The sequence below is a fragment of the Mesorhizobium sp. L-8-3 genome, from assembly GCF_016756615.1.
Lineage (GTDB): Bacteria > Pseudomonadota > Alphaproteobacteria > Rhizobiales > Rhizobiaceae.
The window spans coordinates 6420419-6433117 of record NZ_AP023262.1 but is presented as its reverse complement, the minus strand read 5'-3'; the positions used below and the strand labels follow the sequence as shown (position 1 = coordinate 6433117).

Here is a 12699-nt window from a genome sequence, read left to right as displayed (position 1 = left end):
CTCACTCCGCCAGAACGACGATATCGGAGGCTTGGCAGCATAGCGGGACAGTTTCACCTTGGCGAACCCTGGCCTCGGCGCCGAGCCGGAGGGTGAAGTGAACGGCGGGATCGTCGAGCGATGTCGCCAGCACGCGTTTGAAGCTTCCCTGGAAAACCACGTCCTCGACCTTGGCCGTGCCCAGCCGCACAGCTGTGTCGCCGACTTTGAGATGCTCCGGCCGGATGGCAATCCAGATCGCCGATCCCGGCGCAGCGTCGCTGGGCAGGGGGATCGGCCCGAAGCTGCTGACGATCGACGACGTTCCGTCGTGCGCTGCGACGACCTTGGCGGGCAACAAGGTGCTCTCGCCCATGAAGCTCGCAGTGAACCGGGTCGCGGGTCTGGCATAGACGCGTTCCGGCGTGCCCTGGTCTTCGATGCGGCCCTCGTTCATGACCACGCAGTGGTCGGCCAGCGCCATCGCCTCCTCCTGATCGTGGGTGACGTGCACGAAGGCTGTGCCGACACGCTTCTGAAGCGACTTCAGCTCGTCCTGCATCTGGCGACGCAGCTTGAGGTCGAGCGCTCCGAGCGGCTCGTCGAGCAGCAGGACCGCAGGCTCCACCACCAGCGCTCGGGCGAGCGCCACACGCTGCCGCTGCCCGCCCGAGAGCTGGTGCGGCTTCTTGGCGAAGGCGTTGGCCAGGCCAACCAGGGCCAGCGCCTCACGCGCCCGGGCCGCACGCGTCGCACCGTCGACGCCGCGCATGCGCAGGCCGAACCCGACATTGCCGCCGACGCTCATATGCGGGAACAGGGCGTAGTCCTGGAAGACCGTCGTGGTCGGGCGCCGGGCCGGCGGCACGGCGGTGCAGTCCTCGCCGCCGATGAAGACCTTGCCGTCGGTCGGCGTGACGAAGCCGCCGAGGATCGAAAGGAGCGTCGTCTTGCCCGAGCCCGAAGGGCCGAGCAGGACCGTATAGCTGCCCGGCTCGATGGAGAGCGAGATGCCCTTCAGCACCTTGAGGGTGCCGAAGCTGTGCGAGACATTGCGGACGTCGACGAGCGCCGTCATGCCGACCTTTTCCTGAACAGCGTGAATTCGAGGATCAGGACCAGGACGATCGAGACTGCGAAGACCAGGGACCCGACCGCATTGGTCCTGGGGTTGAGACCGGCACGCAACAGGTTCCAGATCTCGACGGGAAGCGTTGTGTCGAAACGGGTCAGCAGGAAGGAGATCACGAACTCGTCCCAGGAAAAGGTCATGGACAGGAAGAAGGCGGCGAAGATGGCCGGTGCCATCACCGGGACGGTGACCATGGTGAGCACCTTCCATTCCGGTGCGCCGAGATCGCGCGCGGCGCGCTCGAGATTGACCTGATGATCGCCCATCTGGCTGTAGATGATGGCGAAGCAGAGGGGCAGGTTGACCACGACGTGACCGATGCCTGCGGCAGCCAGCGATTTCGACAGGCCGATCCAGTTGAACAGGACGAGAAGGCCCATGCCGATGATCAAATAGCTGACCGTCAGCGGCAGCGTGATCAGGCCGCGCAGCCAGGCCGACCCTGGCAGGAGAAATCGCGCGAAACCCCAGGCACCGAGGAAGCCCAGCACGACCGCGACAAGGGAAGACGAGACGGCGACAAGGATGGAGTTGAACAGTGCCGAGGTCAGCCTGACATCCGATAGCACGGCGGCGTACCAGCGCAGCGACGGCCCGGTGAAGGGCGGGATCGGGAAGGAGGTCGACTGCAGCGAGAACAGCACCAGGACGATCACCGGCAGGAAGATGAAACCGTAGACCAGGAGCGCATAGATGGCGGCAAGGGTGCGGATCAGTCGGCGCATCGTCATGCCCGCTCGATCTTCAGCCAACGGGCGCACGCGAGATAGCCGATCGTGACCACCGCCATCAGGATGATCGACAGGGCCGAGGCCAGCGGGAAATCGCCGCGCCGTCCGATCTGCATCATGATGAGTTGGGGCATGAGCAGTTCGTTGTTGCCGCCCAGGATCTGCGGCGTGATGTAGTCGCCGATGGCCAGCACGAAGGTCAGGAAGACGCCGACCATGATGCCGGGCAAGGTGAGGGGCAGCACCACATGGACGAAGGTGCGGACGGGCCCCGCGCCAAGGTCGGCGGCTGCCTTGCGGTAGCTGGGGCTGAGCTGCTTCAGATTGGCGAAGATGGTGAGCGTCAGGAGCATGACGAAGAAATGCACGAAACCGACGACGGTCGCGAACCGCGTGTTGGCGAGCTGCGTCGGCGCGGCGAGCAGGCCAAGGCCGGTGAGAGCGCGATTGACGACGCCGTTCTCGGCGAGGACCAGGAGCCAACTGTAGGAACGCACGACATAAGACGTCCAGAACGGCAGGACTGCCAGCATCAGCGCGAGGCGCTGGAAGCGCTCGGGCACCTGCTCGGCCAGGACCCAGGCGAAGGGATAGGCAAGCAGGACCGAGGCCAGGGTGACGATGGCGGTCACCTGCAGCGAGTTGACCATCGCCTGCCAATAGGCCGGGTTGAGGAAGAAGCTTGAATAATTGTCGAGCGTAAAGCCGCCGTCGTCATGGGCGGTCAGGCTGACCGCGACCATGGCGACGAAGGGAAGCACGAAGAACAGCAGCGTCCAGGCGAGCGCCGGCGTGACCAGCGCCCATTGCGCGACGTGTCGCCGGGCGCTCATTCCCTATCCGATCTCACTGCGCCTGGAGCATTTCGGTCCACAGATCCTGCAGCTTCTTGTCAAGATCGGCATCCGGGGCCGGATAGGGCTGCGCCCGCGCCAGGAATGCTGGCTGCTCGTCAAAGCGCAGCGTCTGCTTCTGTTCGTCAGTGAGCGCAGCCTTGGTGTTGGAGGGCATGCCCCAATAGCAGGACGAGGTAGCGAGCCGCGCCTGGCCTTCCGGGCTCAGCACATACTGGATGAACTTCAGCGCCAGGTCCTTGTTCTTGCTGTCCTTGAACATGGCGAGCGACTGCGACCACAGCACCGCGCCCTCGTTGGGGATGGAGAAATCGAGATCAGGATTCTCCTTGGCGAGGCCGGCCGTCACCCATTCGCCTCCGCCGACCAGTATGTCGGCCTCGCCGGTCGCGAGCGCGGTCTGGCTGGCGGTGACCTCGCCGACCAGCTTGGCATTGGCCTTCATCCTGAGCAGCGTGTCCTTGATGGCGGGCAGGTCGGCTTCGGTCAGCTCCGCGGTCTTCTTGCCGGCGGCCAGCATGGCCATCCCGATGACGGGCAGATAATAGTCGTAGATCGCGATGCGGCCCTTGTATTTGTCGCCGGTCAGTGCGGTCATGGACTGCATGTCGGCCGGATCGACCTTCGCCTTGTTGAAGCCGATCGTGTTGTAGCTGAACTTCTCCGTGATAGCGTAGCGCTTGCCGTCGACAATGGTCGATCCGTCCATCCGCACCTCGGGAAACAGATCGGCAAAGGGCAGCTTGTCCTCGGGCAGCGGTTCGAACAGGCCCTTCTCCACGCCGCGCGGCACGTCGATGGAATCGATCACCATCACGTCCCAATCGCCCGGCTGGGACTGTTCGACCAAAGCCAGTCCCGCGCCGGTGCCTTCGAACTCCTTGACATTGACCTTGACGCCGTTCGCCTCCTCGAAAGGCCGCAGCAGCGCGGGATCGGCGTGATCGCACCAGATCAGGGCGTTGAGCTCCTGGGCCGAAGCGACGCCCGCCGGCAGGAGCGAAAGGCCGGCGGCCGCGACGAGTGCGCGCGCATGCTTGCTTAGGACGAAAACCGGATTGTCCGACATCGAATGTTCTCCCCTGCCTTGGAGCGCCACACGTCCAACCGGACGCATAGGAGACGCTCAGCTTCTTTGGATCCCCGCATCGTCTTTGCGAAGCCCATCACTTCGGCACGATGCGGCAGGCGTGTTGGTAAAAAGCTGAACCAATTCCAAAATTGAGTCAATTTGAATTTCGTGCCACATACGACGCATGAGCGGATTGCGAGCCAAGCACAAGGCGGACCGTCACCGGCGCATCGTGGAGGCGGCCGCGGCGCTGTTTCGCGAGGCAGGATATGAAGGCGCCAAGATCGAGACGATCGCGGCACAGGCCGAGGTGTCGGTCGGCACGATCTACAACTACTACCGCAACAAGGGCGACATCCTTGTCGCCATAGTCTCGATGGAAGTGAACGAGGTGCTGAATGCGGGCCGGGATGTGGTGTCGGATCCGCCGGCCCATGTCGGCGACGCGATCGATACGCTCATAGGCATCTACATCGAACACTCGCTCATCTATCTCAGCAAGGAGATGTGGCGGCAGGCCATGGCGATATCGACCCGGCAGCCGGAGAGTCCCTTCGGTCGCACCTATGGCGAGCTCGATCGCGGGCTGACCGACCAGATCTGCGCGTTGATCGCGCGTCTGCAGTCTCTCGGCCTCGTTCGTGGCGACGTGGATGGACGCACTGTCGGCGAGCTGGTTTTCAACAACATGAACATGATGTTCATCGAATTCGTGAAGCGCGATGCCGCCAAAATGCCCGAACTGCGCGCTGCCATACGCCGTCAGAATCGTATCCTCGTCGAGGCGATCACGCCTTAGCCAACGGTTCGTTTGTCCCGCGTGGGAAGGAGGTCGGCATTGGAGGGAAAGGCTGAGCGGATCGATTGGACCGTCGAGGGAGAACGCGTCACCCTCGGCGTGACGTGCATCGGATCCGGTCCGGAGCTCTTGCTGCTGCCGGCGCTGAGTTCGATCTCGACCCGCACAGAGATGCTGCCGCTTCAGCAACGCCTCTCTCGATCCTTCTCCACTGTTTCAGTCGATTGGCCCGGCTTCGGAGACTTGCCGCGTCCGGCCGTCGCCTGGCGCCCGGATTTCTATCGCGCATTCCTGCGCTTCCTTCTGACCGGGGTCGTCCATCCCGTGGCGACCGTGGCGGCGGGACATGCGGCGGGCTATCTGCTGGGGCAGGCGGGCGACGATCCCCGAAGCACCGGAAGGCTCTGCCTGCTCTCCCCGACGTGGCGGGGACCCTTGCCGACCATGGCCGGGCGGCGTCTCGCCATGTTCCGATGGCTGTCCCGTATGATCGACCTGCCCGTGATCGGCCCGCCGCTCTACCGGCTCAACGTCAACGGTCCCGTCATCCGCATGATGACGCGTGGTCACGTCTATGCCGACCCGGGCTGGCCGACGCCGGAGCGGATGGCGCTGAAGCGGGCCGTCACCGAGGCCCCGGGCGCGCGCCACGCTTCGTTCCGCTTCGTCGCGGGCGAACTTGACCCCTATGTCGATCGCGCGGCGTTCCTGCGAGCGGCGCGCGGCGTGCGAGGCAAGCTGCTGTCGGTTCATGCGCGGGACTGTCCCCGCAGGTCGAAAGCGGAGATGCAGGAACTGGGCCGCCTCGACAATGTCGAAAGCCTCGAGCTGCAATCCGGCAGGCTCTCCTTCTACGAGGAGTTTCCCGACGACGCGGCCGCAGTCGTAGAGGAGTTCTTGATGTCGTCCCCACGCTGAAGGCGATTGGCCCCGTCGGGAGAGCAAAGAGTGCCGCGGACTTGACCCGACCGCGCCGCTCGTCCATGCGGGTTGCTCGACACGGAAAGGCGAGCGCTAATGACCATCACGATGTACGGTATCAGGAACTGCGACACCGTGAAGAAGGCACGAGCCTGGCTGGAGGGCAAGGGATTGGCCTATGGCTTCCACGACTACCGGGTCGACGGGCTGGATCGCGCGACGCTCGTCCGCTGGCGAGACGCGCTGGGCTGGGAGAAGCTGCTCAACAAGTCGAGCACGACCTTCCGCGAACTGCCCGAAGCCGACAAGGCCGGCCTCGACGCCGAGAAGGCTACGGCCTTGATGCTGGCCCAGCCGACGATGATCAAGCGGCCGGTCCTCGATGTGGAGGGCCGCTTCATGGTCGGCTTCAAGGCCGATGCCTATGAACAGGCCGTGGCCGACGCACGCTGAGGTCAGACCAACGGTCAATGAAATCGACCGTTGGAGCGCGCGACCGCGTGGCCCACGCCCGTCAGAGCGCCGCGCGTCCACTTGGACGCGCAAAGGACGCTCTGCCACTATCAGGTGCCGCATCGTGCTTTCCGAAAATCGCGTACGATTTTCGGGCCGATGCGGCAGCGCGAAAGCCAAGCGGCCCGGAGGGGCCGCGCCGGCGTTTGAGGCGGCGTGGATGCGTCAGCATCCACGCCTACTGGTATTAAACCCACTCGCCTTTGCGCATGACCGGCTCGCGGCTGCCATCCTTATGCAGCCCGTCGACGTCGACCTGGTCGGAGCCGATCATCCAGTCGATGTGGATGAAGCTCTTGTTGCCGCCGCGCGCCGCGATCTCGTCGGGCGAAAGCGATGCGCCATCGATAAAGCATTTCGAGTAGCACTGACCCAGCGCGATATGGCTGGAGGCGTTTTCGTCGAACAGCGTGTTGAAGAACAGCAGGCCGCTCTTCGAGATCGGCGAGGAATGCGGCACGAGCGCCACTTCGCCCAGTCGCCTCGCGCCTTCGTCGGTGTCGAGCACCTTGTTCAACACCTCCTCGCCGCGCGTCGCCCGGGACGCGACGATGCGACCTCCCTCGAAACGCACGGCGATGCCCTCGATCAGCGTGCCCTGATGCGACAGCGGCTTGGTGCTGGTCACATGGCCTTCGACCCGGAGCGCGTGCGGCGTCGTGAACACCTCCTCGGTCGGGATGTTCGGGTTGCAGGTGATGCCGTTCTTGGCCGTCGAGGCGCCGCCATGCCATTCATGGCCATCGGCGAGACCCACCGTCAGATCGGTGCCCGGGCCTGAGAAATGAAGCGCGTGGAACGCCTTGCCGTTGAGCCAGGCGGTACGCCGGGCAAGCGCGGCATTGTGCTCCTTCCACGCCGCGACGGGATCGTCGACGTCGACGCGCGAGGCGGCGAAGATCGCGTCGGCCAGTTTTGCCACCGCCACGTCCTCCTCGTCATCTGGGAAGACCTGCTTGGCCCAGGACGGGTTCGGATAAGCCACGATGTTCCAGTTGATGTCGAAGCCGGCGATCTTCTCGAGCGCCGGCTGATAGGCCATCGAATTGGCTTTGTTGGCGCGCGCCACCTTGGCAGGATCCTCGCCCGACAGCAGCATGGGATTGTCGCCTGCTATGGCGAGCCGTGCCGCACCGCCGTCGAAGGCCTTGGCCATGCCTTCATAGAGCCAGCCGGAGGCACGGTCGAAGCTTGCATCCGCACCGAAACGGTAACGCGCCAGCGTCAGTTCCTCGTCGGCGAAGAAGGGTACCACCAGCCCGGCGCCGGCCTTGTAGGCGTGCTCGGCGATGCGGCGAACCAGCGGCAGCGCCGCGATCGGGCCGGTCAGGACGAGATCCTGGCCGGGCTGCAACTGGAGGCCCACCTTGACGGCGACTTCCGCAAGCCTGTCGAGTTTCACCGGGTCGATGGAAGCGGAGATGCCGCGCGAATGTGAGGTCATGATGCTATCTGCCTTGAGATGATGCGCAATGCTACGGGCTGGGGCTTGCCCATACATAGACCCGGCTGCTTGGGCTTTCCACCGCGATCCGTTCAGGGGCGGCGTTTGGTGGCCGCCTACCGCATCGGCCCGAAAATCGTACACGATTTTCGGAAAGCACGATGCGTAGATTCAAAGTGCTGGAGCGTCCTTTGCGCGTCCGAATGGACGCGCGGCGCTCTAGGGCGGTGATAGCCGGGCGGGCGACCCGCCGGAGCCGAATTGCTCCATGGTTTCGGCGATCTCCGCTCTGATCCACTTCTTGAAGTTCCTGACCTTGATATTCTCGGGGCGGTTCGGCGAGATCACCAGCCAATAACCGAGGCCGCTCGCCGCGCGAACGCCGAAAGGCGCCACGAGACGGCCGTCGGCAAGGGCATCGGCGGCGAGCAACTGCCAGGCGAGCATGACGCCATGACCGGCGATGACCGACTCCAGGCAGAGCAGCGGATCGGTGAAGGTTGCGCCTTGCTGCATCGCCACCGGCGCGACGCCGGCGGCCTCGAACCAGCTGTCCCAGGTGATCATCGAACTCTCGTCGTCGATCGACCAGGCGGTCGCGAGATCTTCGACGGTCTTCAGCGTCGCTGCGACAGAAGGGGCGCAGACCGGGAAGATCTCCTGTTCTAGCAGCAGTTCGGCACGGACGCCGGGCCAACTGCCCTTGCCCAGCCGTACCGCGATGTCGACATCGGAGCGGTCGAGATCGGCGAGCTGCACCGAGGCGTCGATGCGCAGCAGCACCCCGGGATGCAGGGCGAAGTGCCGGGAAAGTCGCGCCAGCAGCCATTTGGAGGCGAAGGCCGGAGCGACCGAGACGACGAGCGTGTTTGCGGTGTCCCGGTCTGCCAGCGTGACGGCCTGGGCCAGTTCGCGAAAGCCAGACGAGAGCCGCATCGTGAAGAGGGAGCCGAACTCGGTCGGCACGAGGCCGTTCCGCGTTCGTTCAAAGAGCGTGCGCTCGAGTTGGCGTTCTGTGCGCTGGATCTGCTGACTGACGGCGCTGGGCGACACGCCGAGCTCCTCGGCTGCGGCGAGCAACGAGCCTCGTCGCGCGACGGTTTCCACGGCGCGCAGCCCGTTGAGATGAAAGGCGTTGAGGCTCCTCATTTCAGATATTCTAAAATGCCGTTTTCAATTTCTGGATTGAGAAAATCGGTCACCGGGCCGAAGATAGCGATGCTTTCGGATGTTGAGGAGAGCTGACATGAAGATTTTCTCAATCCTGATCAAGCCGCTGACGTCTCAGGCGAAGCCCTTTTCCGAGGACGAAAGGGCTGCCTGGATCCGTGATCCGCTGTCGCATCCCGAACTGGAGCACATGTCCGTACGTGAGTTGGCCGACCTGCCCTTCAACCGGGGCTACCGGCAGCAGTTGCAGGCCTGCTGCGGCTGAGCGGCGTGGTCCGAGCCGCGGCAACCCATGTGCCGGGTTCAACCGTGGCCCAGCCGAAGTGATCACCGAAGCTGATTGAAACGGCCGGACACTCGCCTATGGTCGGCGCATGACGCAGCCGGCCTCTCCCCTCCGCTTCGCTCTTGCCGGAATGATCGCCATGGCCGTGGCCATGGGGATGGGCCGCTTCGTCTATACGCCGATCCTGCCCGGCATGATGGACGAGATCGGCCTGTCGGCCTCCGACGCCGGCTTGATCGCATCCGCGAACTATCTCGGCTACCTGCTCGGCGCCTTCGCCGCCGCCGGGGCCTGGGCCGACGGGCGCGAACGCATGTTGATGCTGGTCGCGCTCGCGGCCAATGCGGCGCTGGCCACGGCGATGGCCTTCACCACCAGTCTCCTGCTCTTCCTTACGATCCGTCTTGCGGCAGGCCTCGCCAGCGCCTTCATGATGGTGTTCCTCGCGTCCATCGTCTTCAGCCACCTCGCAGCGGCCGGGCGCAACGACCTGCAGGCCATGCATTTTTCCGGCGTCGGCGTTGGCATCGCCGTTTCGGCGCTGATGACCGGCGCGCTCGTCCTTGTCGGTGCCCCGTGGACAGCCGACTGGCTGTGGGCGGGAATCCTCTCCGCCGCCGGGTTCGTCGCTGTACTGCTTCTGATCGACCGCGGGCCGATTTCGCAGGGTACAGCGCGCCGGGAGCCGCCGCTGCCGGCCAGCCGAGCATTGCGGAAGATCATTGTCGCTTACGGCCTGTTCGGCCTGGGCTACGTCGTGACGGCTACCTTCCTCGTCGCCATCATTCGCGCGGGCGAGGGAGGCCGGCTCTTCGAATCGACAGTCTGGCTGGCGACCGGCCTGGCCGGCATTCCCTCGGTCTATTTCTGGCAAAGCCTCGCGAAGCGATGGGGGCTGACATCCACCTTTGCCGTCGCCTGCGTGGTCGAGGCCCTCGGCGTCTGGGCGAGCGTCGGAACCGGCGGGGTTGTCGGGCCTCTCGCCGGCGGCGTCCTGCTCGGCGGTACCTTCATCGCCATCACCGCGCTCGGGCTGCAGGCCGGGCGACTGCTGGCGCCGGAGGCGCCGCGCCGTGTCTTCGCGCTGATGACCGGAGCTTTCGGCATCGGCCAGATCATTGGGCCGATCCTGGCGGGCATCGCCGCTGACTGGACTGGCAGTTTTTTCGCCCCCTCCCTCGGGGCGGCAGCGGCGCTGCTGCTGTCGGGATTGATCGGCTGGTCGTCTGGGCCGGCGGCAAGATCGCCATGAAGTGATCCGGCCGGTGACAACCTTTCCCCGGCCGCGTCGTTTCCTTTCGCGGAAAATTGTGACTTCATGCCGCGAACAGATCCGTCACGGATCACGCTGAAAGGAAATCTCCAAAGTGTTCGTATCCTACTTTCCAAGGCCCAGGCTGTTTTTCCTTTCGGCGACCGTCTGGACCCTTGCGCTCGTCATTTTCTGGTTCTTCGGCGGCCGGCACATCGGCGCACTCATAGGGCTCCCGCCTGCCGCCGCGGGCGAGCCCCCGATCATCGGCGTTTCGGTTTTCTGGTCGCCGCCCTTCCTGTGGTTCTACATCTACTACGCGATCGGCGTTCTGCTTTTCTATGCCGTCTGGTCCCTGTATGCGCCGCATCGCTGGCAACTCTGGTCGATACTGGGTTCGGCACTCATCATCTTCGCCACCTACTTCTCGGTCCAGGTGAGTGTCGCCGTGAATGCTTGGTATGGTCCGTTCTACGACCTTATCCAGCAGGCGCTGGCCAGGACTGCTCCTGTCACGGTCGATCAGCTTTATCTGGGAATGCTCGACTTCGCGGGCATTGCCTTCCTTGCGGTCACCGTCGGGGTGCTCAATCTGTTTTTCATCAGCCACTGGATCTTCCGCTGGCGAACCGCGATGAACGAATACTACATGTCGTATTGGGGCAGGCTGCGGCATATCGAGGGTGCCTCCCAGCGCGTCCAGGAAGACACGATGCGCTTCTCCACGACGATGGAGGGGCTAGGCGTCAGCCTCGTCCGCGCGGTCATGACGCTGATCGCCTTCCTGCCGGTCCTGTTCGCGCTCTCCGCCGATGTCGAGGAACTGCCGTTCATCGGGCGTATCCCCTACGCCCTGGTGGTGGCTGCCGTCGTCTGGTCGGTATTCGGCACTGCCTTTCTGGCATTGGTCGGCATGAAGCTTCCCGGTCTCGAATTCCGCAACCAGCGCGTGGAAGCGGCCTACCGCAAGGAGCTTGTCTATGGCGAGGACCATGACGATCGGGCCGATCCGCTCACGATCGCCGAGCTCTTCGCCAATGTCCGCCGGAACTATTTCCGGCTCTATTTCCACTATATGTATTTCAACGTCGCCCGCATCTTCTACCTGCAGGCCGACAATATATTCGGCACCTTCGTGCTCGCACCTTCCATCGTTGCCGGCAAGCTGACCCTGGGCGTCATGACCCAGATACTCAATGTGTTCGAACAGGTGCGCTCGTCGTTCCAGTATCTCGTCAATTCATGGACCACGATCGTCGAACTGTTGTCGATCTACAAGCGTCTGCGCGCCTTCGAGGCGACGATCGAGGGCGAGCCGTTGCCTGATATCGATAAGCGGTTCCTGGAACGGGAACTGTCGAAACGGCAGCCGGTGGAACAGCCGGCCAGTCTGACTGATGCCGCCCAGAACTAAGCAGATTCCGGAAAAGTGTCCCACGGTTTTCCGACAAGAATCTGCGGCAAGACAAAAGGCCTAAGCAGACCATTCGTTGGCTTGCCAAGGAATGTCTGCTTAGCCGCCGATCCCGACCGCCGGGGCGGCGCCGGGTGAGGGTGCTGCCTGCTCAAGATAGCGTTCATAGCTGACGCAGGCGACTTGCGCCCGCAGGCAGACATCGCCGGCGAAGCGCTCGAGCGCGCGCCAGTAGGCGCCGTCATTCATCAGGGTGAAGTGGAACCCGAGTTGCAGCGGGATGCGTTCGCCCTGATACTGAGTGTCGAAGGCCGCCTTGAAGGCCCCATAAGCACGGTTCTCGAAGACGGCGTCCGCATCGGCCTTTTCGAAGCCGCCGGAGTGGCGGACAAATAGGTTGTAATCCATGGCGATGACCCGCCGTTCCGACGGGCCTTCCGGGATCTGCGGCAAGGCGAAGTTCGCCATGCCGTCGGTCCTTCCGGGCAAGGTTGGGCCGCGCGAGACGCCACTTGCGTCATAGGCGAAACGTCGTTCTGCCAGGGCCTGGTGCAGCGCCTTGTTCGTAGACAGATAGGGTGCGCGGAAACCGTGGATCTGGGTGGTCGCGAAGTCCTTCCAGCCGGCGGGCTCGCCGGGAAGGCCGTTGATCGGATAGGCGTCGCGCAGGATCGTGGCGAAGGCGTCGAACTCCTTCTTCCAGTCGGCCCGGGTCCAGTCCTTGCCATCGAAATGGCCGCAGCCATGGCTGCCGATCTCATGCCCCTCTGCCCGGGCCGCCCAAATCTGGGCGAGTCGCGCGGCGACTTCGTCTTTCGTGGCCGCGAAGCCGACATTGGACCTGCCGTGGCCCTTGCCGGGAGCCTGATAGAGGCGTCGGGTTTCCGATGACAGCAGAAAGACGCAGGACAGGAAATAGGTGAAGCTCGCGCCGGTCCTCTTCGCCAGAGCGCGGCTGCGGTCCCACTGCGCGAGATCATGGGCGCCGTCGAAGGAGATGATCACATATTGCAGGGGCTTTGCGGCCGGGTCTGCGAGGCTGGATGTGGAAGAGGATATCAGGGCGCAAACGGCAGCACCGGCACGGAAGGCAAAGGACATGATTGTCAGGTTCTGAAATTGCTATGGGGCT

General features: G+C 64.0%; 13 protein-coding genes. 6 read left to right on the top strand and 7 right to left on the bottom strand.

Annotation, left to right across the window (positions count from 1 at the left end):
* Position 1: 1 nt before the first annotated feature.
* From JN302_RS29880 to JN302_RS29865, 4 genes are read right to left on the bottom strand one after another with little or no spacing between them, the layout of a single operon-like run.
* Positions 2 to 1057 (bottom strand): ABC transporter ATP-binding protein, encoded by a 1056-nt coding sequence (locus tag JN302_RS29880; RefSeq protein ID WP_202330108.1) that lies wholly within the window; start codon positions 1055 to 1057, stop codon positions 2 to 4.
* On the bottom strand, positions 1054 to 1836 hold the full coding sequence (locus JN302_RS29875; RefSeq protein ID WP_202334492.1) for an ABC transporter permease: 783 nt from the start codon (positions 1834 to 1836) through the stop codon (positions 1054 to 1056). The genes JN302_RS29880 and JN302_RS29875 overlap by 4 nt, the downstream gene beginning before the upstream one ends.
* A gap of 2 nt (positions 1837 to 1838) precedes the next feature.
* Positions 1839 to 2675, bottom strand: a complete 837-nt coding sequence (locus tag JN302_RS29870) for an ABC transporter permease (RefSeq protein WP_202330107.1) — start codon at positions 2673 to 2675, stop codon at positions 1839 to 1841.
* Between the two features lie 13 nt (positions 2676 to 2688).
* Entirely contained in the window at positions 2689 to 3765 is a 1077-nt protein-coding gene (locus JN302_RS29865; protein WP_202330106.1) for a polyamine ABC transporter substrate-binding protein, read from the bottom strand.
* Between the two features lie 187 nt (positions 3766 to 3952).
* Here JN302_RS29865 and JN302_RS29860 point away from each other — a divergent pair, with 187 nt between their 5' ends.
* The 3 genes from JN302_RS29860 (at position 3953) to JN302_RS29850 (ending at position 5941) form a co-directional block, all read left to right on the top strand.
* Positions 3953 to 4567, top strand: a complete 615-nt coding sequence (locus JN302_RS29860; RefSeq protein WP_202307902.1) for a TetR/AcrR family transcriptional regulator — start codon at positions 3953 to 3955, stop codon at positions 4565 to 4567.
* A gap of 39 nt (positions 4568 to 4606) precedes the next feature.
* Positions 4607 to 5485, top strand: a complete 879-nt coding sequence (locus JN302_RS29855; RefSeq protein ID WP_202330105.1) for an alpha/beta hydrolase — start codon at positions 4607 to 4609, stop codon at positions 5483 to 5485.
* Positions 5486 to 5584: 99 nt separating this feature from the next.
* Positions 5585 to 5941: an ArsC family reductase gene (locus tag JN302_RS29850; RefSeq protein WP_202307900.1), complete on the top strand. Its 357-nt coding sequence runs from the start codon at positions 5585 to 5587 to the stop codon at positions 5939 to 5941.
* A 247-nt stretch (positions 5942 to 6188) separates the two neighbouring features.
* Here the strand turns inward: JN302_RS29850 and JN302_RS29845 are convergent, their stop codons facing one another.
* Together JN302_RS29845 and JN302_RS29840 are read right to left on the bottom strand one after the other, a co-directional pair.
* Positions 6189 to 7445, bottom strand: coding sequence for an aminopeptidase (locus JN302_RS29845; RefSeq protein ID WP_202330104.1), 1257 nt, complete (start codon positions 7443 to 7445; stop codon positions 6189 to 6191).
* Between the two features lie 219 nt (positions 7446 to 7664).
* On the bottom strand, positions 7665 to 8594 hold the full coding sequence (locus tag JN302_RS29840; RefSeq protein WP_202330103.1) for a LysR substrate-binding domain-containing protein: 930 nt from the start codon (positions 8592 to 8594) through the stop codon (positions 7665 to 7667).
* 97 nt (positions 8595 to 8691) lie between these two features.
* Between JN302_RS29840 and JN302_RS29835 the strand changes: the two genes are divergently transcribed.
* The 3 genes from JN302_RS29835 (at position 8692) to bacA (ending at position 11567) form a co-directional block, all read left to right on the top strand.
* The gene (locus tag JN302_RS29835) at positions 8692 to 8880 is read left to right on the top strand and encodes a hypothetical protein (protein ID WP_202307897.1); all 189 of its coding nucleotides are present in this window, start codon (positions 8692 to 8694) and stop codon (positions 8878 to 8880) included.
* 109 nt (positions 8881 to 8989) lie between these two features.
* On the top strand, positions 8990 to 10153 hold the full coding sequence (locus JN302_RS29830; protein WP_244846003.1) for a YbfB/YjiJ family MFS transporter: 1164 nt from the start codon (positions 8990 to 8992) through the stop codon (positions 10151 to 10153).
* Positions 10154 to 10268: 115 nt separating this feature from the next.
* Complete coding sequence (gene bacA / locus JN302_RS29825) at positions 10269 to 11567, top strand: bacteroid development protein BacA (RefSeq protein ID WP_202330102.1); 1299 nt, start codon at positions 10269 to 10271, stop codon at positions 11565 to 11567.
* A 99-nt stretch (positions 11568 to 11666) separates the two neighbouring features.
* On the opposite strand, the gene JN302_RS29820 is transcribed toward bacA, so the two are convergent.
* Positions 11667 to 12668, bottom strand: coding sequence for a polysaccharide deacetylase (locus tag JN302_RS29820; protein ID WP_202330101.1), 1002 nt, complete (start codon positions 12666 to 12668; stop codon positions 11667 to 11669).
* Positions 12669 to 12699 lie beyond the last annotated feature (31 nt).

Bases quoted from the DNA above. Each gene is read 5' to 3' on its own strand.
- JN302_RS29880 (WP_202330108.1), bottom strand. From the start codon at position 1,057: ATGACGGCGCTCGTCGACGTCCGCAATGTCTCGCACAGCTTCGGCACC.
- JN302_RS29875 (WP_202334492.1), bottom strand. From the start codon at position 1,836: ATGCGCCGACTGATCCGCACCCTTGCCGCCATCTATGCGCTCCTGGTC.
- JN302_RS29870 (WP_202330107.1), bottom strand. From the start codon at position 2,675: ATGAGCGCCCGGCGACACGTCGCGCAATGGGCGCTGGTCACGCCGGCG.
- JN302_RS29865 (WP_202330106.1), bottom strand. From the start codon at position 3,765: ATGTCGGACAATCCGGTTTTCGTCCTAAGCAAGCATGCGCGCGCACTC.
- JN302_RS29860 (WP_202307902.1), top strand. From the start codon at position 3,953: ATGAGCGGATTGCGAGCCAAGCACAAGGCGGACCGTCACCGGCGCATC.
- JN302_RS29850 (WP_202307900.1), top strand. From the start codon at position 5,585: ATGACCATCACGATGTACGGTATCAGGAACTGCGACACCGTGAAGAAG.
- JN302_RS29845 (WP_202330104.1), bottom strand. From the start codon at position 7,445: ATGACCTCACATTCGCGCGGCATCTCCGCTTCCATCGACCCGGTGAAA.
- JN302_RS29840 (WP_202330103.1), bottom strand. From the start codon at position 8,594: ATGAGGAGCCTCAACGCCTTTCATCTCAACGGGCTGCGCGCCGTGGAA.
- JN302_RS29835 (WP_202307897.1), top strand. From the start codon at position 8,692: ATGAAGATTTTCTCAATCCTGATCAAGCCGCTGACGTCTCAGGCGAAG.
- JN302_RS29830 (WP_244846003.1), top strand. From the start codon at position 8,990: ATGACGCAGCCGGCCTCTCCCCTCCGCTTCGCTCTTGCCGGAATGATC.
- JN302_RS29820 (WP_202330101.1), bottom strand. From the start codon at position 12,668: ATGTCCTTTGCCTTCCGTGCCGGTGCTGCCGTTTGCGCCCTGATATCC.